The organism is Candidatus Symbiopectobacterium sp. 'North America', assembly GCF_015762685.1.
Lineage (GTDB): Bacteria > Pseudomonadota > Gammaproteobacteria > Enterobacterales > Enterobacteriaceae > Symbiopectobacterium.
Map to the genome: position 1 here is coordinate 40677 of NZ_PEHF01000084.1, position 22527 is coordinate 63203.

General features: G+C 51.9%; 15 protein-coding genes and 5 pseudogenes. 8 read left to right on the plus strand and 12 right to left on the minus strand.

The features are described 5' to 3' along the window. Positions 1-177: 177 nt before the first annotated feature. The 7 genes and pseudogenes from aroB to pilM form a co-directional block, all read right to left on the minus strand. Positions 178-1263, minus strand: coding sequence for a 3-dehydroquinate synthase (aroB, locus tag CS369_RS17420; RefSeq protein ID WP_196908076.1), 1086 nt, complete (start codon positions 1261-1263; stop codon positions 178-180). Between the two features lie 48 nt (positions 1264-1311). Then, positions 1312-1833, minus strand: a complete 522-nt coding sequence (gene aroK / locus CS369_RS17425) for a shikimate kinase AroK (RefSeq protein ID WP_196908077.1) — start codon at positions 1831-1833, stop codon at positions 1312-1314. A gap of 336 nt (positions 1834-2169) precedes the next feature. Then, positions 2170-3324 (minus strand): annotated as a pseudogene (gene hofQ / locus CS369_RS17430) (DNA uptake porin HofQ). A 116-nt stretch (positions 3325-3440) separates the two neighbouring features. Beyond that, the gene (locus tag CS369_RS17435) at positions 3441-3818 is read right to left on the minus strand and encodes a DNA utilization family protein (RefSeq protein ID WP_196908078.1); all 378 of its coding nucleotides are present in this window, start codon (positions 3816-3818) and stop codon (positions 3441-3443) included. Between the two features lie 160 nt (positions 3819-3978). Beyond that, positions 3979-4359, minus strand: coding sequence for a hypothetical protein (locus CS369_RS17440; RefSeq protein ID WP_196908079.1), 381 nt, complete (start codon positions 4357-4359; stop codon positions 3979-3981). Continuing rightward, the gene (locus CS369_RS17445) at positions 4349-4942 is read right to left on the minus strand and encodes a PilN domain-containing protein (protein WP_196908083.1); all 594 of its coding nucleotides are present in this window, start codon (positions 4940-4942) and stop codon (positions 4349-4351) included. The genes CS369_RS17440 and CS369_RS17445 overlap by 11 nt, the downstream gene beginning before the upstream one ends. A 251-nt stretch (positions 4943-5193) precedes the next feature. Continuing rightward, entirely contained in the window at positions 5194-5793 is a 600-nt protein-coding gene (pilM, locus tag CS369_RS17450; RefSeq protein WP_374191082.1) for a type IV pilus biogenesis protein PilM, read from the minus strand. A gap of 153 nt (positions 5794-5946) precedes the next feature. Between pilM and mrcA the strand changes: the two genes are divergently transcribed. After that, positions 5947-8496 (plus strand): peptidoglycan glycosyltransferase/peptidoglycan DD-transpeptidase MrcA, encoded by a 2550-nt coding sequence (mrcA, locus tag CS369_RS17455; protein ID WP_196908088.1) that lies wholly within the window; start codon positions 5947-5949, stop codon positions 8494-8496. Between the two features lie 93 nt (positions 8497-8589). Here mrcA and nudE read toward each other — a convergent pair whose 3' ends face one another. After that, positions 8590-9162 (minus strand): ADP compounds hydrolase NudE, encoded by a 573-nt coding sequence (gene nudE / locus CS369_RS17460; RefSeq protein ID WP_196908090.1) that lies wholly within the window; start codon positions 9160-9162, stop codon positions 8590-8592. A 441-nt stretch (positions 9163-9603) separates the two neighbouring features. Between nudE and CS369_RS17465 the strand changes: the two are divergent. From CS369_RS17465 to pckA, 5 genes and pseudogenes are all read left to right on the plus strand, one after another. Further along, positions 9604-11739 (plus strand): annotated as a pseudogene (locus CS369_RS17465) (IgaA/UmoB family intracellular growth attenuator). Positions 11740-11826: 87 nt separating this feature from the next. Next, on the plus strand, positions 11827-12555 hold the full coding sequence (yrfG, locus tag CS369_RS17470; protein WP_196908091.1) for a GMP/IMP nucleotidase: 729 nt from the start codon (positions 11827-11829) through the stop codon (positions 12553-12555). After that, positions 12552-12959, plus strand: coding sequence for a ribosome-associated heat shock protein Hsp15 (gene hslR / locus CS369_RS17475; RefSeq protein WP_196908092.1), 408 nt, complete (start codon positions 12552-12554; stop codon positions 12957-12959). The genes yrfG and hslR overlap by 4 nt, the downstream gene beginning before the upstream one ends. A 22-nt stretch (positions 12960-12981) precedes the next feature. Continuing rightward, positions 12982-13857: pseudogene (gene hslO, locus CS369_RS17480) on the plus strand (Hsp33 family molecular chaperone HslO); the annotation flags it as partial. A 215-nt stretch (positions 13858-14072) separates the two neighbouring features. Further along, the gene (gene pckA, locus CS369_RS17485) at positions 14073-15710 is read left to right on the plus strand and encodes a phosphoenolpyruvate carboxykinase (ATP) (protein WP_196908094.1); all 1638 of its coding nucleotides are present in this window, start codon (positions 14073-14075) and stop codon (positions 15708-15710) included. Between the two features lie 55 nt (positions 15711-15765). On the opposite strand, the gene envZ is transcribed toward pckA, so the two are convergent. Further along, a complete protein-coding gene (gene envZ, locus CS369_RS17490) occupies positions 15766-17139 on the minus strand; it encodes a two-component system sensor histidine kinase EnvZ (protein ID WP_196908095.1) in 1374 nt (457 codons plus the stop codon). Then, positions 17136-17855: a two-component system response regulator OmpR gene (gene ompR / locus CS369_RS17495; RefSeq protein WP_001157747.1), complete on the minus strand. Its 720-nt coding sequence runs from the start codon at positions 17853-17855 to the stop codon at positions 17136-17138. Before ompR ends, envZ begins: the two co-directional genes overlap by 4 nt. A 221-nt stretch (positions 17856-18076) precedes the next feature. On the opposite strand from ompR, the pseudogene greB reads away from it, so the two are divergent. After that, a pseudogene (greB, locus tag CS369_RS17500) lies at positions 18077-18558 on the plus strand (transcription elongation factor GreB). A 61-nt stretch (positions 18559-18619) separates the two neighbouring features. Here greB and CS369_RS17505 read toward each other — a convergent pair. Both CS369_RS17505 and CS369_RS17510 read right to left on the minus strand, forming a co-directional pair. Continuing rightward, positions 18620-19093, minus strand: a complete 474-nt coding sequence (locus CS369_RS17505) for a FidL (RefSeq protein WP_244665076.1) — start codon at positions 19091-19093, stop codon at positions 18620-18622. Then, on the minus strand, positions 19080-19841 hold the full coding sequence (locus tag CS369_RS17510) for a CadC family transcriptional regulator (RefSeq protein ID WP_196908096.1): 762 nt from the start codon (positions 19839-19841) through the stop codon (positions 19080-19082). Before CS369_RS17510 ends, CS369_RS17505 begins: the two co-directional genes overlap by 14 nt. A 930-nt stretch (positions 19842-20771) precedes the next feature. On the opposite strand from CS369_RS17510, the pseudogene CS369_RS17515 reads away from it, so the two are divergent. Further along, positions 20772-22505 (plus strand): annotated as a pseudogene (locus CS369_RS17515) (lysophospholipid acyltransferase family protein). The last annotated feature ends 22 nt before the right edge of the window (positions 22506-22527 follow it).

The following is a 22527-nucleotide window of genomic DNA, read 5'->3' on the forward strand; positions in this document are numbered from 1 at the left end:
TAAACCCCTCCAACTATAAAAAACACATACCCGCTGCGCGGTAAGCGAAGCAACTTGTTGAATTATAAGACATTATCTTCTATTAACCATTAACCATTAACCATTAACCATTAACCATTAACCATTAACCATTAACCATCAGCGTGAATATGTCTGCAAATACCCGAAAAACCGCATTCACGCCCGGCAATCAGCGATCGACGCCAACACAATATCGTGTGATACTCCGCCACGCATTTCCGAGCGTCCAATCGCGGTAGGTAACACCAGGCGCAGTTCGCCCGCCTGTACTTTTTTATCACGCATCATATGGGGAAGATAAGATTCTGGTGACATCACATCCGGGCCCTGAATAGGCAACCCTGCACGCTCGAGCAATGCGCGAATACGATCGATGTCCGACACGCTGAACTGGCCTAGCCTTCTCGCCGCTTGCGCGGCCATCATCATGCCCGCCGCCACCGCTTCACCGTGTAACCAGTTGCCATACCCCATTTCAGCTTCGATAGCATGACCATATGTATGACCCAGGTTAAGCAGCGCACGTACCCCGCTTTCGCGTTCATCCGCAGCCACCACTTCGGCTTTCAGTTCACAGCAACGGCGAATGCAGTAAGAGAGTGCAGCATGTTCCAGCGCACGGACAGCGTCAAGATTATTCTCCAACCAAACGAAGAACTCGCCATCAAGAATAATCCCATATTTGATCACCTCTGCCAGGCCGGAGGAAAACTCCCGGGCCGGTAAGGTGCGAAGACAATCCAAATCGATAACTACAGAAGCAGGCTGATAGAACGCGCCAATCATGTTTTTACCGAGCGGATGATTGACCGCCGTCTTCCCGCCGACAGATGAGTCAACCTGCGATAGCAGTGTTGTGGGTACCTGAATAAAGCGCACGCCACGCTGATAGCTGGCGGCAGCAAAGCCCGCCAGATCGCCAATCACACCACCACCCAGAGCAACGATGGTTGTGTCCCGACCATGGGGTTTTTGCAGCAATGCGGTAAAGACGTCGTTCAATACCGTTAGCGATTTATACTGCTCGCCGTCTGGCAATATGACGTGTTTGACTTTCACGCTAGCCTGTTCCAGCACACGGCTCACCGCCTCAAGATAGAGCGGAGCCAGCGTCTGGTTGGTCACCAACATCACCTGTTCGCCCGCGGTCAGCTGCATAAAAGAAGCCGGGTCAGCAAACAACCCAGCGGCTATCGTAATGGGATAGCTGCGTTCCCCTAATGTTACGGTAATTCTTTCCATGCGTGTGGTTCACTCGCTTGGCCCCGGAGCTCAGGGCGATGTTGTTACTCAGTTGCCATCCAACATACTGATAATCTGGTTGGCAACCACCTTGGCGCTCTGCTCATCCGTGCGAATGATGACATCAGCAATTTCTTCATACAGCGGGTTACGCTCTCTTGCTAACGCCTCCAACACTTCGCGCGGCGGATCCTCTACCTGAAGCAAAGGACGCTTTTTGTCACGCTGCGTGCGCGCCAACTGTTTTTCAATGGTGGTTTCCAAATAGACCACAACGCCGCGTGCAGACAGGCGATTGCTCGTCTCGCGTGATTTTACCGAACCACCTCCGGTAGCCAGTACGATACCCTGTTTTTCGGTCAATTCGTTGATGACTTTTTCTTCGCGTTCGCGAAAACCTTCTTCGCCTTCGAGATCAAAAACCCAGCCCACATCAGCACCGGTGCGTCGTTCAATTTCTTGATCGGAGTCGAAAAACTCCATATTGAGTTGCTGAGCTAACTGACGGCCAATAGTGCTTTTACCGGCACCCATAGGCCCAACCAGAAAGATATTGCGTTTCTCTGCCATGTTTTTTGGTGTTACTAAGACTATTCGTTAATGATAACCCGCCCCGCCAATCAACCCAGCGGCGGGACCTAAACTGAAACCTCATGAGCGATAGTTCGAGAATCAGACAGAAAATTATCTCAATACTCAGGGGCATTTGGCAACCGAATAAAATGTCTCGCCCCGCGCCAAACAGCAAAAAGCGTATTAATTAGGTATCTTCCGGTAAGATAATTCCGCTTCGACAGACCGCAGCGCTCAATGGGCTAACCTTGTATGCTAAATCCAGCGCAGCGTCAAACTGAGAAAGCGGAAACGGGTAAAACGTGGATCGCCGAGCACACCGTTATACGCCTCTTACGACGAAGCGGCGACCAATGTCGGAGTAATAAAAATCACCAGCTCACGCCGCTTACGCTCAGTTCTTTGATGTTGAAACAGTGAACCCAGCAGCGGTAAATCCCCCAGCAGCGGCACTTTTCGTTCCCCTCGATTTTTTTGTTGTTGAAAAATCCCACCCAACACAATCGTCTCACCATCAGACACCGTAACCTGGGTTTGAATTTCTTGTTTATCGATCGCGAGTGTTTCTCCATTGTCGCTCTGTTTAATCACCAGCTCTGGCATGTTTTGGCTGATTTTCAGGTTGAGAATAATTTTACCCTCACGCAGCACCGTAGGTATCACTTCCATGCCCAATACCGCTTCTTTAGACTGGATGGCGGTCGCACCACTAGCGCCGCTGGATACCTGATAGGGAATTTCCGTACCCTGCTTGATGCTGGCCATCTGCTTATGTGCAGTAAAAAGACGCGGGCTGGCGATGATTTCAACCTAGTTCTCATGCTCAAGCGCTGACAATTCTAAATCGAGCAATCTGCCACTCAAGCGCGCCAGATTGAATCCAACGCTACCCGCTGGCGATTCCACCGGCAGGTTAACGTTAAAGTCATTCAGGCGCAGCGTTCGACTCGCTTGCGTCGGCTAGCCCATGCCCCAACTCACCCCTAATTCCCGTAAACTTTCGCTGCTGATGGTGACGATGTGCGCGGCTAATTGTACTTGAGCAACAGGCCTATCCAGCGTGTCAATCCACGTCTGTAACAGCTGCACTATCGCCGGGACATCGCGTACCAAGAGGGTATTGGTGCGCGTATCAGCACTCACGCTACCCTGTTCCGATAACAGCGTACTGCGCTGTGCTAGCACGCTGGCGGCAACCTCTTGCGCATCGGCGTATTGCTGGGTGAAAAGGCGATTTTCCAACACTGTCTGGCGAGTTTCTGTCGCGAGTGAAGACACCAGTAACACATTGCCCCTGCGCTCAATTGACAGCGCGCCCTGAAGCGCAACAATGTCTAACGCCTGCTGCCAGGGAACGTGGTTCAAGCGCAGGCTCATCACGCCGTTAACCTCAGGAGCAACCACCACATTCAACCGTTGGTGCTCAGCGAGCGCCTGCACGATTTTCTGCACTGGCGCATCGTCAAACGCTAATGAAATGGTTGGCATCGGCTCCTTGGCAAATACAGCATGTCCTCCCAGCAAAGCACACAGTAACACCCCCACAGCACTCAGCTTCCCTGGCCTTTTCATCTTGCTTCCCTCCGTGTGCAACGCTACAAAACTCAACGTATCGCGCCATGGCGCGATGACCGTGCAACAGGCAGCGTTCGCACCCAGTGCCGTGCTTGTCCTGTTGCATCCACCACCGACTTTTCCACCAAAACACCGTGCTCGTCGATGGCGCAAATTGTCCACCCCGTGGATGCCAGCGCATCGCCCACGTTCACCATGAGCCAAGGTTCCCCTGGCGCAGAAAGCCAGCCAGACCACCCTGCGGTATCCCCAATCACACCTTCCAGCCGCCATCGCACAATTTCATCCCCATCGACTGTGTGCCTGGCGGCTGGCTGAAAAGTATCGCGCCCTGTGCGTGCAAGATCGCTGAGTGCTACCGGTGAGCACAGTGCCAGTACCAGCATCCAGCCATGAGTCGCTTTCATCGTGGCGCCTCCTCACCAGAGTCAGGAACAGCAAGCTGCATTTCCAGATGCAACACCTCGTGTTGGACATCGATGGAGAGCGAGTGTATATGCAGCGGTTGCGTGGACGCAGTGATGTGCTGAATGAGCATCAATGCACCAAAAAAGTAAGTACTTACTATCATTTTACACGGCTGTAGATGGGGATGTTCGGAGGTTGTAATGTTATTAATGCCACATTCGATGCAGAGAGCGGCGGCAGCAAGCGCTCTGTCAGCGCCACCGTCGCGTGATGAACCGGTTTATCCGGCAAGGAATCCCACTGTTGTTGCAACGTCGCCAGTGCGGGGAAATCATCTAAACGCAGCACCAGCGCAGCGTTCGCCTCACTCGAGTGCACAATATGCTGTCGCAAGCGTTCCACGGCGGCACGTTCCGGTTGCAGCGCCGTGTAATACCCCAACGCGGCTAGCATCCCCATCACCAGACCTTGCACCAACCACTGCACCCATCGTGAGGTCGCCATAAACCTCAGCCACAGAGAGCGCACACTACTCATCATGGGGCTCATCCTGCAAAGAAAGGCGCTCAACGTGCCAATCCGCCTGAAGGTGAAACGTCAACACTGGTACTTCCCCCTCAGGTGACGCCATTCTTTCCTGCCGTGTTTGCATCAGACGTACTGACGTCAGCGCTGTTTCGGCTTCGAGTCGGGAACTGAAGTGCACGATATAGGCATACCCATGGCTTCTGCCCGTCAGATAGACTTTGCCATCCTGCACGGTGATGGCGGTAAGCCACAGCCCATCAGGCATCCACTGTGCCAGCTGCTTTAACAGCTGTTCATAACCCCGGTTATGCACTCGGGTTTTGTTTTCTGCCTGCTGCTGCGCGTGCCACTGTTGCAGGGCGGCCATCAACCGTTGTACCTCGAGCAGTTGTTCGCTGTCAGCGAAGTGCTTTTGTTGCAACGTGCGCAGCGTTTCCTCCATCGCGCCACGTTGTTGATCAAGCCCCCCACGGCATACCGCCAACGCGATCAACAAGCTCCCCAGGAAAAACAGCAGCCGCAGCCACCAACGGCGAGTATCTCGTACCCATCGGCGTTGACGCCATGGCAACAGATTGACGCGAAAGGCGTGCATTAATCGTCCGCCCGCAGGGCCAAACCGCCCGCCACCACAAACTGGGACGGGTTAAGCGGCAGCGGCGGATAGGCTTGATGCAAAATGTCAAACGGCGACCACGATGCCAGCGGGTGCGCAGAGAACGGGATATCCTCGCCGCATTCACCACTGTAATACGTGATTTAACCTCGCTTACCAGTGTAGTGATTACTCACACAGGTAACGATATCGCCATACTGTGTCACCACGTCTTGTGAGATAACACCAAACTATAGAGGCTGGGATAACGGCGAAACCCACAGCCAGTGATCGGTATCAAGGCGGTGCAACAACAGGGAATCGGAAGCCACCCCCGCCAATTGGGCCATGGTGCGCAACGCGCAAGGTACAATATCCAGCACATCCGGCGTTAGCCCGGAACGATGTAGGCAGTGTTGCCACTGCGCCACCTCCTCACGTTTGGCCACGGTGATCAGCAACGACCCCGGTGACTGGGGCTCACTGCGATAGTCGAGCACCAATGATTCTCGACCAATGGGAAACTGGCGCGCCGCCTGATGGTCAATATACCACCTGCGCTCCGGCTCCCGCAGACGGCTGTCAGGGGCCGCCATAAGCTGCTGCAACACGCGCTGGGCCGGAAAGCCAACGCGCAGCGATATTCGGCGCGGTAGCACCCGTCGCCATTGCGTCAGGACATCGCACAACGCGTCGGAATGCTGTAAACTTCCCTCCCTTAATGTGTCCGCAGGCAGTGGGATTTGCCACCACTGACGCAGTTGCCAGCCATGCCGGCGGCGCTGTACGGCCAGGGCACGCAGACATCCGTTTTGTATATCTAATCCGACCTGCCAATGGTGATAAACCATGTTCAATGCGACCTCTCCCTCGTCGTTGAGAAGGACACGCGTTGCTGAAAACGTGTGCTGAATAAAAGAACGTATCCACAGTGCAGGCTTACCTTTATAATAGCGGGCAATTGTTTAGAAACTGTCCACACGCTACTGAATGGAAAATTCCCGGTGAAGTTCGTAAAGTATTTATTTATCCTTGCAGTGACTTGCATTCTGCTTGGAACCGCATCGATATATGGGCTATATCGTTATATCGAGCCTCAGTTGCCCGATGTAGCAACGTTGAAAGATGTCCGTTTACAAACGCCGATGCAGGTGTTCAGCGCCGACGGTGAGCTGATTGCCCAGTTCGGCGAGAAGCGCCGCATTCCGCTGAAGTTGGGTCAGATTCCGCCTGAAATGGTCCACGCGTTTATCGCTACCGAAGACAGCCGCTTCTACGAGCATCACGGTGTCGATCCGGTAGGGATTGTGCGCGCCGCCACTATTGCGTTGACCTCTGGGCACGCATCGCAAGGGGCGAGTACCATCACGCAGCAGTTGGCGCGTAACTTCTTTTTGAGCCCGGAACGCACGCTGATCCGTAAGATCAAAGAAGTGTTTCTGGCGATCCGCATTGAGCAGTTGCTGACCAAAGACGAGATCCTGGAGCTTTATCTCAACAAGATTTATCTCGGATATCGCGCCTACGGGGTGGGTGCTGCCGCGCACGTCTACTTTGGCCGCTCAGTTGACCAACTGACGCTGAGCCAAATGGCCACCATCGCCGGTTTACCTAAAGCACCGTCCACCTTTAACCCGCTCTACTCCTACGATCGCGCCGTGGCGCGCCGCAATGTGGTGCTGGCCCGTATGCGCGATGAAAATTATATCACGCAGGCCCAGTACGATCAGGCTCGTAATGAGAAGCTGGTGGCCGACTACCACGTACCGGAGATTGCCTTCTCCGCGTCATATCTGGCCGAAATGGTGCGTAAGGAGATGGTGAAACGCTACGGTGAAGACGCCTATAACGATGGCTATAAGGTCTACACCACCATCACCAAGAAACGTCAGCTCGCCGCAGAAGAGGCGCTGCGCAATAACGTCATGGCCTATGATATTCGCCATGGCTATCGCGGCCCGGAAAAAGTGCTGTGGAAAGTGGGTGAAAGCGCCTGGGATCAAACGCGCATTATCAATGAATTGAAAAACACGCCTAACTACGGTCCGCTAAACCCCGCAGTTATTACCCAAAGTGATGCCGACAAAGCCACCGCGCTTATGGCCGATGGCAGCAGCGTTGTGCTACCGCTGGCCGGTATGAAATGGGCGCGTCCGTTTAAATCCGACGTACTGCAAGGTGCGATGCCACGCCGCGTCACCGATGTAGTGCAGACCGGCCAGCAGGTGTGGGTGCGTAAAGTGGGCAACGACTGGTGGCTGGGACAAGCGCCGGACGTCAACTCCGCGGTGGTGTCCATGAACCCGACCAACGGTGCCATTGAAGCGCTGGTGGGCGGCTTTGATTTCAATCAGAGCAAGTTCAACCGCGCCACGCAGGCGCTGCGTCAGATTGGTTCCAATATCAAACCGTTCCTCTACACCGCCGCCATGGATAAGGGGCTGACGCTGGCTACTATCCTCAACGACGTGCCGATCACTCGTTGGGATGCGGGCGCTGGCTCAGACTGGAGTCCAAAGAACTCTCCGGCAACCTACGACGGTCCGATTCGCTTACGTCAAGGACTGGGTCAGTCTAAAAACGTGGTGATGGTGCGAGCGATGCGCGCTATGGGCGTTGATTATGCGGCTGATTATCTACAGCGTTTCGGTTTCCCGCAGCAAAACATTGTGCGTACCGAATCGCTGGCGCTGGGGGCTGCCTCCTTCACGCCGCTCCAGGTAGTCAGAGGCTATGCCGTGATGGCCAACGGGGGTTACCTGGTTGAACCTTACTTCATTTCCCGCATCAAGAATGACGCTGGTAACGCGCTTTTCAACGCAACGCCGAAAACCGTGTGCGACACCTGCAATCTGCCGCTGGTTTATGGTGAAACACCGCGCTCAGCCGTACTCTCAACGGACAGCATGGAGAACGTCGCCACTTCACAAGAGCAGCAGGGCACTGTGCCTCAACCACAGATTGATGCCGTCACGCCAACCAAAGCGCAGGTAAGTACGCTGCCGTATGCGCCGCATGTCATCAGTACGCCGTTGTCGTTTCTGATGAAGAGTGCGCTCAACAGTAACGTCTTTGGCGAACCCGGCTGGATGGGAACGGGCTGGCGTGCCGGTAAAAATTTGCAGCGCCATGACATCGGCGGCAAAACCGGCACCACCAACAGTTCCAAAGATGCCTGGTTCTCCGGCTACGGACCCAACCTTGTCACCTCGGTGTGGATTGGCTTTGATGACCATCGCCGCGATCTGGGCCGCAGCACGGTTTCTGGTGCGATTAAAGATCAGATATCGGGTTATGAGGGCGGCGCAAAGAGTGCCCAACCTGCGTGGGATGACTATATGAAAGTCGCCCTGCAAGGCGTGGCAGAGCAGCCGCTGACAACGCCGCCGGGCGTCGTTACCGTCACCATCGATCGCTACACCGGTAAACTCTCCAGCGGCGGTAGCAACAGCCGTGCGGAATATTTTATCGATGGCACGCAACCTACGGAGTTTGAAGTCCACGAGGCAGGCACCACCTTGATGGAAAACGGTCAGAGCGAAGAGCTGTTTTAACGCTTCGCCACGGACGAGCACCTTACCGTCATTCCCGCGCAGGCGGGAATCGCTTACAAACCAAACGGATTATTTCTGCAAGCGTTCCCCGGCCTAGGCCGGGGACGATGAAGGTGTCTGTCCTGCCAACCACTCGCGCGTTAAAAACAGCGCACTGACGTTACGCGCTTCGCGAAAATCCGGCTCCTGCAACAGGCCCAGCAAATTATCCAATGGCCAGCGCACTGGAATCAGCGGCTCAGGCTCATCCCCTTCTCGCGTCTGCGGATAAAGGTCACGCGCGACCACGATATTCATGCGGCTGGAGAAATAGGAAGGCGCCAACGTCAGCGTCGCCAACAGCGACATCTGGTGTGCGCCGAATCCCGATTCTTCCATCAATTCACGATTCGCCGCTTCAAAAACGGTTTCCCCCGGATCGATGAGCCCTTTGGGGAACCCCAATTCATACTGCTCGATACCGACGGCGTATTCGCGCACCAGCACCAGTTGATTATCGATAATCGGCACAATCATCACCGCTTCTCGCCCCGAGGGGCGCATCCGTTCATACACACGGCGCACGCCGTTGCTGAACTCAAGATCAACCGATTCCACGTTAAACAGACGCGAGGGAGCCACCGTTTCCACGTTCAGAATTTTCGGTTTTTTCAGATTGTTATCCATAAATATATTCGCCCTACGAGGCATTCCTGCGACAGCAAAAAAATTGATATCCGTCAAAAAAAGGTGAGGAACCGGCACCTCTTTTTCCGTAACGGGAACGCCGCAGAATGCAAAAAAAACGTTAATTTTCTTTTTTGATGTTGCTCACATTGTGCGTTAATAAGCCATTTTACCGCAACTCTGAAAAGACTCAATTTACGCAATCGCAACAAATAACAAACATTACGGTTTTTCCCCGAAAAAAATAAAAGTCAACACATCACAATAAATTCAGATTTTCCCCATGTTTTCTTCTGATTTCCTCTTGGTAAGATCGAAGAAATATAGGAAAAATTTATTGCGTTAATGAGTGATTCAAGCTGATTAACAATGACATACGAATTATCACTCTCGGGATAAGTTTGCTAGTATCCGAATTATCAGCGTTGGAATGAGGATGGCATGAGCACAATAGTTATTCTTTTATCCCTATTGTTTGCCTGTCTTATCGTCATCGGAAGTTAGACTGGATACCGTATGCGTCGTCATTTGCCCTTTACAAAACCGTCCTTCGCCGTCATGCACGCGCGAGAACGCACATTAACGCACGATGAGCGTGCCGCCATTGAGCGCTATTTGACACTCGCCAATCTGCAACTGTCAGCGTCCGGCACGTTGCCTGTGTTACAGCGTACTCGCCAGGATCCGCGCGTCTATGTGCTCACCCACAGCATTACGCGTTATGGCCTCACTACCAGCACGGCAAACAAATGGCGTTATTTTATTGATACGCAAGAGATACACCTGCCTGCTGACTGGGAACAGTACATCACCGAGAACAACCATATTGAGCTGATTAGCACCCGCTCAATTCCGCTGGTCGTTGCGCTCAACGGACATTCCTTGAGTGAATGCGTTGAGCAAAGCGATCAGAGCATTTTACCGCCACCGTTAATACCTGAACGTAATGCCTCGATTCGAGAAGAGGGGAATGAACGCGCCGAGCTGGTTGCCGTTCGCAAGGAAACACGAGAAGAGTACGCCGTGCATCACGCCTCGAGCATTCGAGAATCGCTTTTGATTTCATTGGCTTTTCTGCTATTGCTTATCAGCCTGATGACGCCGTTGGTGGTGATGCCCTGGCTTGCCGCTGCCGCCGTGCTGCTGGCGGCCTGGAGCTGCTGGCAGCTGTTTCGCGCCCCCTCGGAGCGTGAACTGCAAGAGGTACATTGCCTGAATGGCACGCCACAGTGCCTCGGCCTGTTTGGCGAATCGAACCAGGAGCAGATTGGCAATATTTCGCTGGGCAATATCGATCTTATCTATCCACCCCATTGGCAGCCTTATATCGCCTACGATTTGGCGCAGAAAACCCAAGTCGACATCTATCTGAATCGTCAGGTCGTTCGCCAAGGCGAATTTCTCTCACTCCACGAGGAAGTCAGCCGTTTCCCCCTTCAGCGTTTTGGAAAAAACCTGATTCTCTCTGCGGGTGCGCTACTGCCCCTTATCTTGTTGCTCAGCTTCTTGCCGTTGGAATTACCGCTCAACCTGAGCATGAGCTGGCTGCACGGCGCACAGAATATCAAAGTGGTACAGGTTGACGAATTGCAAAACGCCCACCTGAAAATCGGCGATAAGTTGGACATTCAAAGCACCGGCATGTGCGATGTGCCTGCGGGCAACCGCTATCCGGGTAACGTAAAGCCCTATGCTTTTACCCCGTTTGATTGCTCTGCCATCTACTGGAACAAGGCCGGGTCGTTACCGCTACCTGAATCGGACGTGATCGAAAAAGCGTCGGCGCTACTGTCCGTGGTGAACGCACAGTTGCATCCCGTGACCAATGATGAAGGTAAAGTCAGCACGCAGCTCGCGTCCGCTATTCAGAAATCAGGTATGGTACTGCTCAACAATTTCTCTGATATCGTGCTGAAAACCCAGGATCTGTGTACACGTGAAGAGGATTGCACGCGGCTGAAAAATGCGCTGGTCAATCTGGGCAATGTGAAAACCTGGGATGCCTTGGTCAGACGCGCAAAATCAGGATCGCTTAAGGGGATGAACGTTCTGCTGCGCTCCGTTAATGCTGAATCGCTGGAATCGTTGGTGGTCAGCGCCACGGAGTCTTTTTTCTACCAAGAGATTAACGCGGCCACCGACTCGCTGAACAGCTCGCCACCCAGCGGCTTTCTTATCCGCAGCGACGAAGGCCGCCAACTCGTAAACTACCCGCTGCCACCCAAACCGTTTAATGAATATCATGCAACAGAGCAATGGCAAGAGTTGCAACGGCTTTCCGCCATGCTGCTGCACACCCCCTTTAGCGCCAAAGGGGTCATCACACAACTCTCCACCGATGCCAACGGAACGCAGCACATCAATTTACGCAGCGATCCTGACGCCATCACGCTGTGGCGCTATTTCGGCAATGGGTTATTGATGCTGGTGCTCTCGGTGGTATTGGTTGCCAATCTGGTGCTGATGCTGGTAAAAATGCGCAAAAGCCAGCAGCGCGAACGTGATATCAAACAGTACTACGATGCGTGCTTTTCAACCCGACTCGCTACACCTATTTTGATGGAAGGCCGTGCCTAACGGATGAATGATTAGACGCGTCTAAACACGACCCGTTCCGTTGCTGACGACCGCAGAGAGCATGCCAGCGCCGCTACCGGAGTACAGATGCAGCAAGATCTCAATTGGAATGATATCGATACCGTTATCCTGGACATGGATGGCACCCTGCTGGACCTGGCCTTTGACAGCTACTTCTGGCTGCAACTGGTGCCGCAGCGACTGAGCGTGGAAAGGGATATCTCCCTGAGGGATGCCAAAGCAGTGATTGACTGGGAGTATCACGCCGTTCAACACACATTGAACTGGTACTGCTTTGATTACTGGAGCGAACGCCTCGGTCTTGATATCTATCAGATGACCAGTGAAATAGGCGCACGCGCCCGTTTGCGCGCCGATACCGAGCCGTTTCTCACCGCATTGGCCGCCAGTGGCAAACAGCGTGTATTGCTTACCAACGCCCATCCACACGGTCTGGCGGTCAAAATGGCGCATACCGGGCTCGACAGACACCTTGATTTATTACTTTCCACCCATACGTATGTGTATCCGAAGGAGCATCAGCAACTGTGGCAACAGGTGCACGCGCAGGTAGGATTTGATACTGAACGCACGCTGTTTATCGATGACAGCGAACCGATTCTGAATGCCGCCAAAGCGTTTGGCCTGCGCTACTGCCTGGGGGTCACCAATCCGGACTCAGGCCAGCAGGAGAAATCCTTTGCTCGCCATCCAGCCATGAATGATTATCTGGCGTTCCTGCCCGCCCATGGTACAACGCGCGTCCGGATAATGCGTTTTATGCTCCAGACGTATATGAGCAAGAGGTTGATATGAAAGAGAAGACCGAGTCAGATGACAGTATTCGCCTGGACAAATGGCTCTGGGCCGCTCGATTCTACAAAACCCGGGCTGTCGCGCGCGAAGCCATCGACGGTGGCAAGGTGCATTACAATGGGCAGCGCACCAAGCCCAGCAAACTGGTAGAACTGGATGCTGAAATAAAACTGCTCCAGGGCAACGACGAACGCACCGTAATGGTCTCTGCCCTCAGTTCACAACGTCGTTCGGCACCTGAAGCGCAATTGCTGTATCGAGAGACCGAGCAAAGCATCGAAAAACGTGAAAAGGTCGCCTTGGCTCGCAAGATGAATGCCCTGACAATGTCGCACCCGGATCGTCGTCCCGATAAAAAAGAACGGCGCGATCTGATAAAATTTAAGAACCACGATGCAGAGTAGCACTGACCACTAAGAGAGAAACCATGTCCAACTACACCGTTATTTGTTTGAAAATCATGCCGTTCGCGGCGAGTTGGTGACAATCAGTAATACCTACCAACAGATTCTGGAAAACCACGACTACCCGGCACCGGTGCGCCTGATTCTGGGTGATATGCTTGCCGCCACCAGCCTGTTGACGGCGACGTTGAAGTTCAATGGCGATATCACCGTACAGCTTCAAGGCGACGGCCCGCTGAAACTCACTGTCATCAACGGCAATAATCAGCAGCAAATGCGCGGCGTTGCCCGTTTGCAAGGCGAGATTGCGCCCGACGCGACGCTGCGTGACATGGTAGGTAATGGCTATCTGGTGATCACGATCACGCCCGAGGAAGGTGAGCGCTATCAAGGGGTGGTGGGTCTGGAGGGGGATTCGGTTGCCAGTTGTCTGGAAAACTATTTCCTGCAATCCGAGCAGTTGCCTACCCGGTTGTTTATTCGCAGCGGGGAGCATGAAGGCCGCCCGTTTGCCTCAGGCATGCTGCTGCAAGTGCTGCCCGCCCAACACGTCGGCCACGACGATTTTGATCATCTGGTGCAATTGACAACAACCATCAAAAACGAAGAGCTGTTTACCTTGCCTGCGAACGAGGTGTTGTATCGCCTTTACCATCAGGAATCGGTGACGCTCTACGAGCCGCAGGCCGTATCGTGTCACTGTCACTGTCACTGTCACTGTTCGCGTGAACGTTGCGCAGATGCATTAATGACGCTGTCGGATGCCGATCTGCATGAGATGTTGGAGCAGGAGCAAGAAATCGATATGCATTGCGATTACTGTGGTACTCACTACTTGTTCAGCGCCAGCGAAATCAGTGATATTCGTCACGCCAGCGCAGACGCCACAATGCATTGATCGTAGAGATCATTAATACCAAGCTACTGACTAAGCGGGCACTTCGGTGCCCGTTTTCATTTTTCGCCCCCACTGTAGAAGAATCGCTTCACTTAACGAAAATTAAACAAGACCATGTCTTAAATTATTTAATTTTATGATTGTTATCCCAGCTAAAATAGGCTTACTCCGTACAATGATTATCAGTATGACTATAACTATTGAGGAGTAGCGATATGCAGATCAAAGGTATTGCACCACAAGCCCTCGCCGCTTATGGAATCCGCGATGTCAGCGAGATTGTATACAATCCGAGTTATGAAGTACTTTTTCAGGAAGAGGTCGCTCCCGACCTGGAGGGATATGAACGCGGCAGAGAAACCAAGCTGGGCGCTATCGCCGTCGACACCGGTGTTTTTACCGGTCGTTCGCCCAAAGATAAATATATCGTTCGTGATGACACCTCGCGTGAACACGTGTGGTGGTCGGATCAAGGCAAAGGCAAGAACGATAACCACCCCATGACGCAAGAAGTCTGGAGTCACCTGAAACAGCTGGTGACCGAGCAACTGTCTGGCAAACGTCTGTTTGTCATCGATGCCTTCTGCGGAGCCAACCCTGATACTCGTCTGAAAGTGCGGTTTATCACCGAGGTTGCCTGGCAGGCCCACTTCGTCAAAAACATGTTTATTCGCCCGCAAGAGGATGAGCTCACGCAGTTTGAGCCCGATTTCATCGTGATGAACGGGGCGAAATGTACCAATCCACAATGGCAGGAGCAGGGGCTGAACTCAGAAAATTTTGTCGCCTTCAACCTGACAGAGCGGATCCAACTGATCGGCGGCACCTGGTACGGTGGCGAAATGAAGAAAGGGATGTTCTCGATCATGAACTACCTGCTGCCGCTCAAGGGCATTGCCTCCATGCACTGTTCCGCCAACGTCGGTGAAAAAGGGGATATGGCCATTTTCTTTGGCCTGTCCGGCACCGGAAAAACCACGCTGTCCACCGATCCGAAGCGCCAGTTGATTGGCGACGATGAGCACGGCTGGGATGATGACGGCGTGTTCAACTTTGAAGGCGGCTGCTACGCCAAAACCATCAAACTGTCGAAAGAAGCGGAACCGGATATTTACGGTGCTATCAAACGCGATGCGCTGCTAGAGAATGTCACGGTACGGGAAGATGGCAGCGTGGATTTCAACGATGGCAGCAAAACAGAGAACACCCGCGTCTCCTATCCCATTTACCATATTCACAACATCGTCAAACCGGTTTCTAAAGCGGGACACGCTCGCAAGGTGATTTTCCTGACGGCCGATGCTTTCGGCGTTCTGCCGCCGGTATCGCGCCTGACGCCCGACCAGACGCAGTACCATTTCCTGTCCGGCTTCACCGCCAAACTGGCTGGCACAGAGCGCGGTATCACCGAGCCTACGCCAACGTTTTCCGCCTGTTTTGGTGCGGCGTTCCTGTCGCTCCATCCTACGCTTTATGCAGAAGTGCTGGTAAAACGCATGAAAGCCGCAGGGGCACAAGCCTATCTGGTGAATACCGGCTGGAACGGTTCGGGAAAACGCATCTCGATTAAAGATACCCGCGCCATCATTGATGCCATTCTCAATGGCAGCATTGACGATGCTGAAATGCATACGTTGCCGATCTTCAATCTGGCTATTCCGCGCTCACTGCCCGGCGTCGATGTTCAGATTCTGGATCCGCGCAACACCTATGCCAGTCGGGCGAAGTGGCAAGAGAAAGCCGAAGATTTGGCACAGCGTTTTTGCACCAACTTCGACAAGTATACCGACACCCCTGCCGGCCAGGCGCTGGTGAGCGCCGGACCAGAAATTGGGGCGGAAATCACACCATAAAACGCAAAAGCGCGGGCTTGCCCGCGCTTTTTTCTTCTGCGTTAACCGCCGTGTTTCAGCCTTCTGACGCCTCTTTTTCAACAGCAGACGGCCCTTCTTTAGTCCGCTCGTAGGGTAAGGGCAGATAAGCACGCACGCACAACCCACCGCGTTCGCTGGTACCCACGTCTAGCGCGCCGTCATGCGCATCAATGATACGCTGCACGATTGTCAGCCCTAATCCCGTACCGCTGGTAGTACGCGCGCTGTCACCGCGCACAAACGGTTGGAACAGATGTGCCAGCTGCGCAGGATCGATACCCGGACCATCATCTTCCACCTGGAACCAGACACGTTGCAGTTCTCGTCCGCTGCTGACCTTGATCCAGCCGTTACCATAGCGCGTCGCATTAACCACCAGATTCAGCGCCGCACGTTTGATGGAGAGCGGGCTGATACGCACCATCAGTTCACCGTCGGAGAAATCACTGTCAATCTGACGCTCGTAGCCGCTCTCCGCCGCCACGACCTCGCCCAGAATACTGTTCAGATCCGCCGCTTCCATCTGCATCTCCTGGCCCGTACGCAGATAGTCGATAAACTGTTCGATAATGGCATTACACTCTTCAATATCCTTGTTGATGGACTCAGCCAGATAATCATCATCCTTGCTCATCATCTCGGTCGCCAGCCGGATACGTGTTAACGGCGTGCGTAAATCGTGGCTGACACCCGCCATCAAGAGCGTACGATCGTCGGCCAGCAGTTTGACTCCCGATGCCATCTGGTTGAAAGCGCGCGTTACCGAACGAACCTCGGAGGCACCATACTCACGCAACGCGGGCGGAATAATGCCCTTCCCCACTTGCAGCGCCGCATACTCCAACTCCACCAGCGGTCGGTTCTGCAAACGAATAAACAGCCATGCCCCGCCGATGACGAGCAGCATAATCGCCAGCGTGTATCTGAATAGCGGAGAAAAGTCGCCCTGATGGATTTCAGTCAGGGGCACCCTCACCCAGATATCGGGTGAAAGCCAGGTTTTCAACCACACCACGGGGGTGTTCTTGCTGACTTCAACGCGTACATCCGTCGGGCCGCCAAGCTGCTGGGCCATTTGCTGGCTCAAAAACTTGTAGTGCTGCGCCCAACGTAGGCCGCTCTCCTCAGCCGCGGCGTTGGTATACAGGGAAATCCCCAGCTCGCGATAGATTTCACGCCGGAACGCCTGTGGCACTTCCAACGAAGAGCAATCCTCCAGTTGCAGCCTGTCGGTCATCAGCATGCGCACTTCGTAGGCCAAAACTTTGTTGAACTGCTGCAAACTTGGCAAAATGGCAAAATTGAGCACCACCAGATAGGTGGTGACTAGGCTGACAAACAACAGAGTAACAATCAGCAACAGCGTCCGGGCAAACGAACTGCGCGGAGAAAAGCGCCATCGTCTCATGCTTTACTGCCGTCCGGCACAAAGACGTATCCCAGGCCCCAGACGGTTTGGATATAGCGCGGATGCGCCGGATCTTCCTCCACCATACGGCGCAGCCGCGAGATCTGCACATCGATGGAGCGCTCCATGGCGCTGTATTCACGACCACGCGCCAAGTTCATCAGTTTATCGCGAGATAGCGGCTCACGCGGGTGGCTAACCAACGCTTTCAACACCGCAAATTCTCCACTGGTCAACGGCATAGGCTCGTCATCGCGAAACATTTCGCGCGTGCCAAGGTTAAGCTTGAACTTACCAAAGGCGATCACCGCCTCTTCCTGTGACGGCGCCCCCGGCAGCTCGTTCGCCTGACGGCGCAACACGGCACGGATGCGCGCCAACAGCTCGCGCGGGTTAAACGGTTTAGGAATGTAGTCATCAGCACCAATTTCCAGGCCAACGATGCGGTCAACCTCTTCCCCTTTCGCCGTCACCATAATGATGGGCATCGGATTGCTTTGGCTACGCAGGCGGCGGCAAATAGAGAGCCCATCTTCGCCGGGTAACATCAGGTCCAGCACCATCAGGTGAAAGGACTCACGCGTCAGTAAACGATCCATCTGTTCAGCATTGGCTACGCTACGTACTTGAAAACCTTGCTCCGTCAGGTAACGCTCCAGCAGTGCACGCAGGCGCATATCATCATCTACTACCAGAATTTTATAGTTCTCTTGCATTTTCATTTTCCAAAAGCGTAATCGCTGCCGATGCCCGTATTGTTCAAAAACCCATTAGTTACTGACAGTCGTTTCTGGTATATATTGCAGGAAAAATTGTTACAAAGCATAATAAAATAGGAATTAATCAATCATTTCCTTCATTTCACAGGTGCAATCGCCTTAGGATGTAGCAACGCCGCGCTATGCGTACTCGTAATAACCGATGATGAAAGCAAACGATGAAAACCGATCTTATCACCCGTGAAGGTTACGACATGCTCTACAAAGAGCTTAACTATCTTTGGAAAGAACGTCGTCGAGAAATTACAGAAAAAGTGGCTTGGGCGGCAAGTTTAGGCGATCGCAGTGAAAATGCGACTACCAATATAACAAGCGGCTGTTGCGCGAAATAGACCGACGGGTGCGCTACTTGCGTAAACGTCTGGAAATCGTTCGTGTTGTCGATTACTCCCCTCAGCAAGAAGGCAAAGTGTTCTTCGGTGCCTGGGTTGAAGTAGAAAACGAGCAAGGCGACCAGATGCGCTTTCGCATCGTAGGCCCTGATGAGATCTATGGGCGTAAAGATTATATTTCAATCGACGCCCCCATGGCGCGGGCGTTGCTGAAGAAAGAACGCGACGAAGAGGTGAAAGTAAAAACACCTTCGGGCGAAAAAACGTGGTACGTAAACCAGATAACCTATAATGCGTCAGCCGAGTGATGACCCAGCCGCGTATTTACCCACTCCGTCACCATGGTGTTACGGGGTTGCGGGGGCGAAATCAACGGATATTGCAGGCCAATTTTGACCACGCTGTGCTGATAAGGTAGACATCACGCGTCAGCATTTCGAACTCCAGGATGTCATTTTCTCCGATCATCGAGAAAGCGTCATCGGGTGCATTGTCCTCCGGATTTTTATCCAGTGCGACATTCTTGACTAACAGACGATTTTCATTCCAGACGGAGTCAAAACTGAACGTGCGCTGTACGGTCCGGGGAATATCATCCTCACCAATAAACACACCATCAATAAAAATTAATGCACGATTTTTATCGCTTAAATAAACATTGACATCGTATTCTTTCCTTATTCTATATTTTTCATTCCCCTCACTGACTCTCACTTCGCCACAACAAATCACCGGTTTGTGAAAGGACTGACGTTTAAAATAATAGGGCCCAACTAATAAAACCGTCACCAATAATAACAGGCTGAACCATACCATTTTATTACCAAGATTATTTTTCAACATAGGTAGTACATCCTTTTCCACGTTTGCTACATGCAATGATGATGCGATTCTTCTTCATTCCTGAACTGTGCAACGGGATCGTTTTTGATGAAATAAACAAGACATGATCCTCACAGAGTTCCTGATAACTCGCGATCGACTCGTAGCTGACCGCATCCTGTAATGAAAAAACATCGCACTTATTAATCATATTGACTCTGACGAAAGGTCGATAAGGAAAACGACCAGAAAATGACACCATAATCAAAATAAATAACAGAATCATGCCGATGATAAAAATAATCTTGGTCGTATAACCTATCTGTAACCGGGGAGATGCTTTTTCTGGCGCTACCAATCGGGGATTTACACAACGACCCAGTTCGTTCATGGATGTTTCTGCCGTATTTCCCACCGAGCGAACGTCAGTTTGTTGTCTGGCGTACGCTTCAATACTGTCGACATGAAAAACAATACCTGATTTCGGGACAGTGACAATCGCCTCCGCCAAGCCAAAATTACGTAATACCTTTTTAAGCAATGAGATATAATTATTGAAATTACTGATAGAAGGAGAAAGTGAATACTTTTCTAGTGCCTCTCGTAGCAACAATTCACGGCTTAATGTAACCCCCGGATTATCAATCAGAGTAGCGAGTATGCGTGCAATAGGCGCGCTCAATGAAATAGCTTCACCTTCACGATCGCGCCAAGATAACGTTCCCTCTCCATCATTGAAAATGATGGTTTGATTAATCAAGTAGGCCATAAAACCCTCTGGGATAAGCAAGTATTATTTTAAAAATAACCTAACCCTATTGATGATGTGTTTATTTACACGAAACATAGGAAATGGAAATCCTGCGACATATATCTTAGATCGCTCATTAACGCCCATGAGAATATTGGTTTAAACAATGCCTTTACGCCATACCTTTACATGACGACATAAAAAGAGTTGAGCCGTAGCATAAAAATTTGCTCGTTTATTGTCAAAGATTATTTAAAGCTGTTTTAGATTGTTATTTTACTTAAAAAACACAAGCTCGTTTTTTGAAAGAAAATGCGATTAAATTTATACTAACCGAAGATAAACAAAAAAATAAAAAAGAACTAACCCGTTGAACATAGTGGACATCAAAATTAAGTAGGACCATTCTCTTCACTGTAATGCGATACACAAAACCTATTAAAATAAAATTAATTAAAGCTTTAATCTATAAACAATAAAAGCAAATTTTACGATTTGAAAAAAGAGGTAACGTGCAAATACCGCGATGAACAATAACCAAGGTAAACTATACGCAAAAACTTATTCAAAAAACAGTACAAGTACGGATAATTACTCTCAGAATAAAATCATCGTTGGCCCTCATCTCCTTGCCTACGGTTTATTCTGCTGTTCTGATCGCCTATTGAATATGACAATTGCGAATAAATTCGCAATTGTCATGACCTAGTCGCCAATACGATACGCTTATTACGCATAATGCACGTCATCGCGGGACTCACCCTCCCCGAAAGCCTTTGCTTGTACGCTATCTGCGTAAATACTTCTCGTTGTAGAAAGAAGGTGCAGGAGTGCAACCCACACCGATGCAAATTAAAAGGTGGCGGGGACAAGATTATTTTTGTGTTGACATAAATGTGTCACTTCGATCACTTAATTTGGCCTCGAAGTGTCACGGGAGACTCGAATATGTTCAGCGTAGATGCCATCCTGCAAGACCTTGTACCACACCGTCAAACGCCGTCCTGGCAACGTTCTCTTCTACGCGCACTGCTGTTTGAGCGCGAAATGAAACAATTCGCCTAACGTTACCCTCATTTGAAAGGCCTGGATCTGGTCGAGCAAATTCTGGACTATTTCAATTTCAGTTGTGAAATGGTGGAAGGGGATTTAGAAAACATCCCTAGCCAAGGGCCAGTAGTGCTGGCCGCAAACCATCCTATCGGTTCATTGGATGGCCTGGTGCTGCTGCGTGCGGTGGCGAGCGTTCGTCCTGACGTACGTATTTTAGCCAGCCAGGTGCTCTCCTACATTATTCCGTTAAAAGGGGTGCTGCTCGCCGTCGATAACGTTAACAATCGCACTAAACGTTCACAAATCAACGCAATACAACAACATCTCAGTCAGGAGGGTGCCATCATTCTGTTCCCGGCAGGGGAAGTGTCACGCATTAGCCTGCAAGGGATTCGCGATGGGCATTGGCATAGCGGTTTTATTCGCATGGCAAGCAAAGCGCGTGCGCCCGTCGTTCCCATTCATATCAGCGGACGCAACAGCAGCTTGTTCTACCTCTCTTCTTTGCTCTACCGGCCGCTCTCAACGCTGCTGTTGGTCCGGGAAATGTTTCAACAACGCAGCCAGAAACTCAAGATCCGCATTGGTGCACTCATTCCCTATGCCACCTGGAGCCAGGGGGAGTGGAATGCCAACGATGTTGCTGCTCGTTTCCGCCGCCATGTCTATCGTTTGGGTTTGGGTAAACCTGGTGCTTTCCAGGGAGAAAAAACCATTGCACTGGCGGAGGATCGCGCGGCGCTAAAGCACGCGTTAGCCGTGTGTGAAACCTTAGGCACCACCCCTGACGGAAAAGTGATTTATCTTTATCGGCGCGGTGAAGAAGGGTATGTGCCCATTCTACGCGAACTGGGACGATTACGCGAAATTGCGTTCCGCGCCGTTGGAGAAGGATCAGGCCAGCGACGCGATCTGGACAGCTATGACGACGACTACCTGTATCTGATTTTATGGGATGAAAAGGAGTTGGAGATTGTCGGAGCCTACCGCTTCACGCCTGCCGCACAGCAAATTGCCCATAAAGGCGTTAACGGCCTGTATAGCCACAGCCTGTTTCAGTATGGGGTAGAGATGGATCCGATTCTGGCTCAGGGCATTGAATTGGGGCGCAGCTTCATTCAGCCCCAATATTGGGGAAAACGTGGGCTCGGCTATCTGTGGCTGGGGATCGGTGCGTATCTCGCCCGTTACCCGCAATATCGCTATCTATTTGGCCCGGTCTCGCTTTCCGGCACCCTGCCACCGCACGCGCGGGATCTGCTGGTTGCCTTTTATCGCCTGTACTTCTCCCCCAGTCAGCCAATGGCTACCTCACGTCAGCCTTATCCGGCCTCGTTGCCCGATGTGTTAAAACAGTTTGAAGGCACCGACTATCAACAAGATCTGACGCGGCTAAAAAGTATGCTCAATAACATGGGATGTGCGATTCCCACGCTGTACAAGCAATATTCTGAGATGTGCGAAACCGGCGGTGTGCAGTTTATCGATTTCGGTATCGATCCTGATTTTAACAACTGAATTGATGGGCTGGTGCTGGTGTATATGACACAGCTCAAACCCTCTCGCTACCAGCGCTATGTTGCGCCCTTCTTACCGGAGCCACAGATGACAGCGCAAGATCACGCGTAGCCATTTTCCTTCTTTGATACAG

What these genes read in the sequence shown, in the direction of transcription:
- aroB (WP_196908076.1), bottom strand. Translation starts at nt 1,263, where the DNA reads ATGGAAAGAATTACCGTAACATTAGGGGAACGCAGCTATCCCATTACG.
- aroK (WP_196908077.1), bottom strand. Translation starts at nt 1,833, where the DNA reads ATGGCAGAGAAACGCAATATCTTTCTGGTTGGGCCTATGGGTGCCGGT.
- CS369_RS17435 (WP_196908078.1), bottom strand. Translation starts at nt 3,818, where the DNA reads ATGAAAGCGACTCATGGCTGGATGCTGGTACTGGCACTGTGCTCACCG.
- CS369_RS17440 (WP_196908079.1), bottom strand. Translation starts at nt 4,359, where the DNA reads ATGATGAGTAGTGTGCGCTCTCTGTGGCTGAGGTTTATGGCGACCTCA.
- CS369_RS17445 (WP_196908083.1), bottom strand. Translation starts at nt 4,942, where the DNA reads ATGCACGCCTTTCGCGTCAATCTGTTGCCATGGCGTCAACGCCGATGG.
- pilM (WP_374191082.1), bottom strand. Translation starts at nt 5,793, where the DNA reads ATGGTTTATCACCATTGGCAGGTCGGATTAGATATACAAAACGGATGT.
- nudE (WP_196908090.1), bottom strand. Translation starts at nt 9,162, where the DNA reads ATGGATAACAATCTGAAAAAACCGAAAATTCTGAACGTGGAAACGGTG.
- yrfG (WP_196908091.1), top strand. Translation starts at nt 11,827, where the DNA reads ATGCAGCAAGATCTCAATTGGAATGATATCGATACCGTTATCCTGGAC.
- hslR (WP_196908092.1), top strand. Translation starts at nt 12,552, where the DNA reads ATGAAAGAGAAGACCGAGTCAGATGACAGTATTCGCCTGGACAAATGG.
- pckA (WP_196908094.1), top strand. Translation starts at nt 14,073, where the DNA reads ATGCAGATCAAAGGTATTGCACCACAAGCCCTCGCCGCTTATGGAATC.
- envZ (WP_196908095.1), bottom strand. Translation starts at nt 17,139, where the DNA reads ATGAGACGATGGCGCTTTTCTCCGCGCAGTTCGTTTGCCCGGACGCTG.
- ompR (WP_001157747.1), bottom strand. Translation starts at nt 17,855, where the DNA reads ATGCAAGAGAACTATAAAATTCTGGTAGTAGATGATGATATGCGCCTG.
- CS369_RS17505 (WP_244665076.1), bottom strand. Translation starts at nt 19,093, where the DNA reads ATGTTGAAAAATAATCTTGGTAATAAAATGGTATGGTTCAGCCTGTTA.
- CS369_RS17510 (WP_196908096.1), bottom strand. Translation starts at nt 19,841, where the DNA reads ATGGCCTACTTGATTAATCAAACCATCATTTTCAATGATGGAGAGGGA.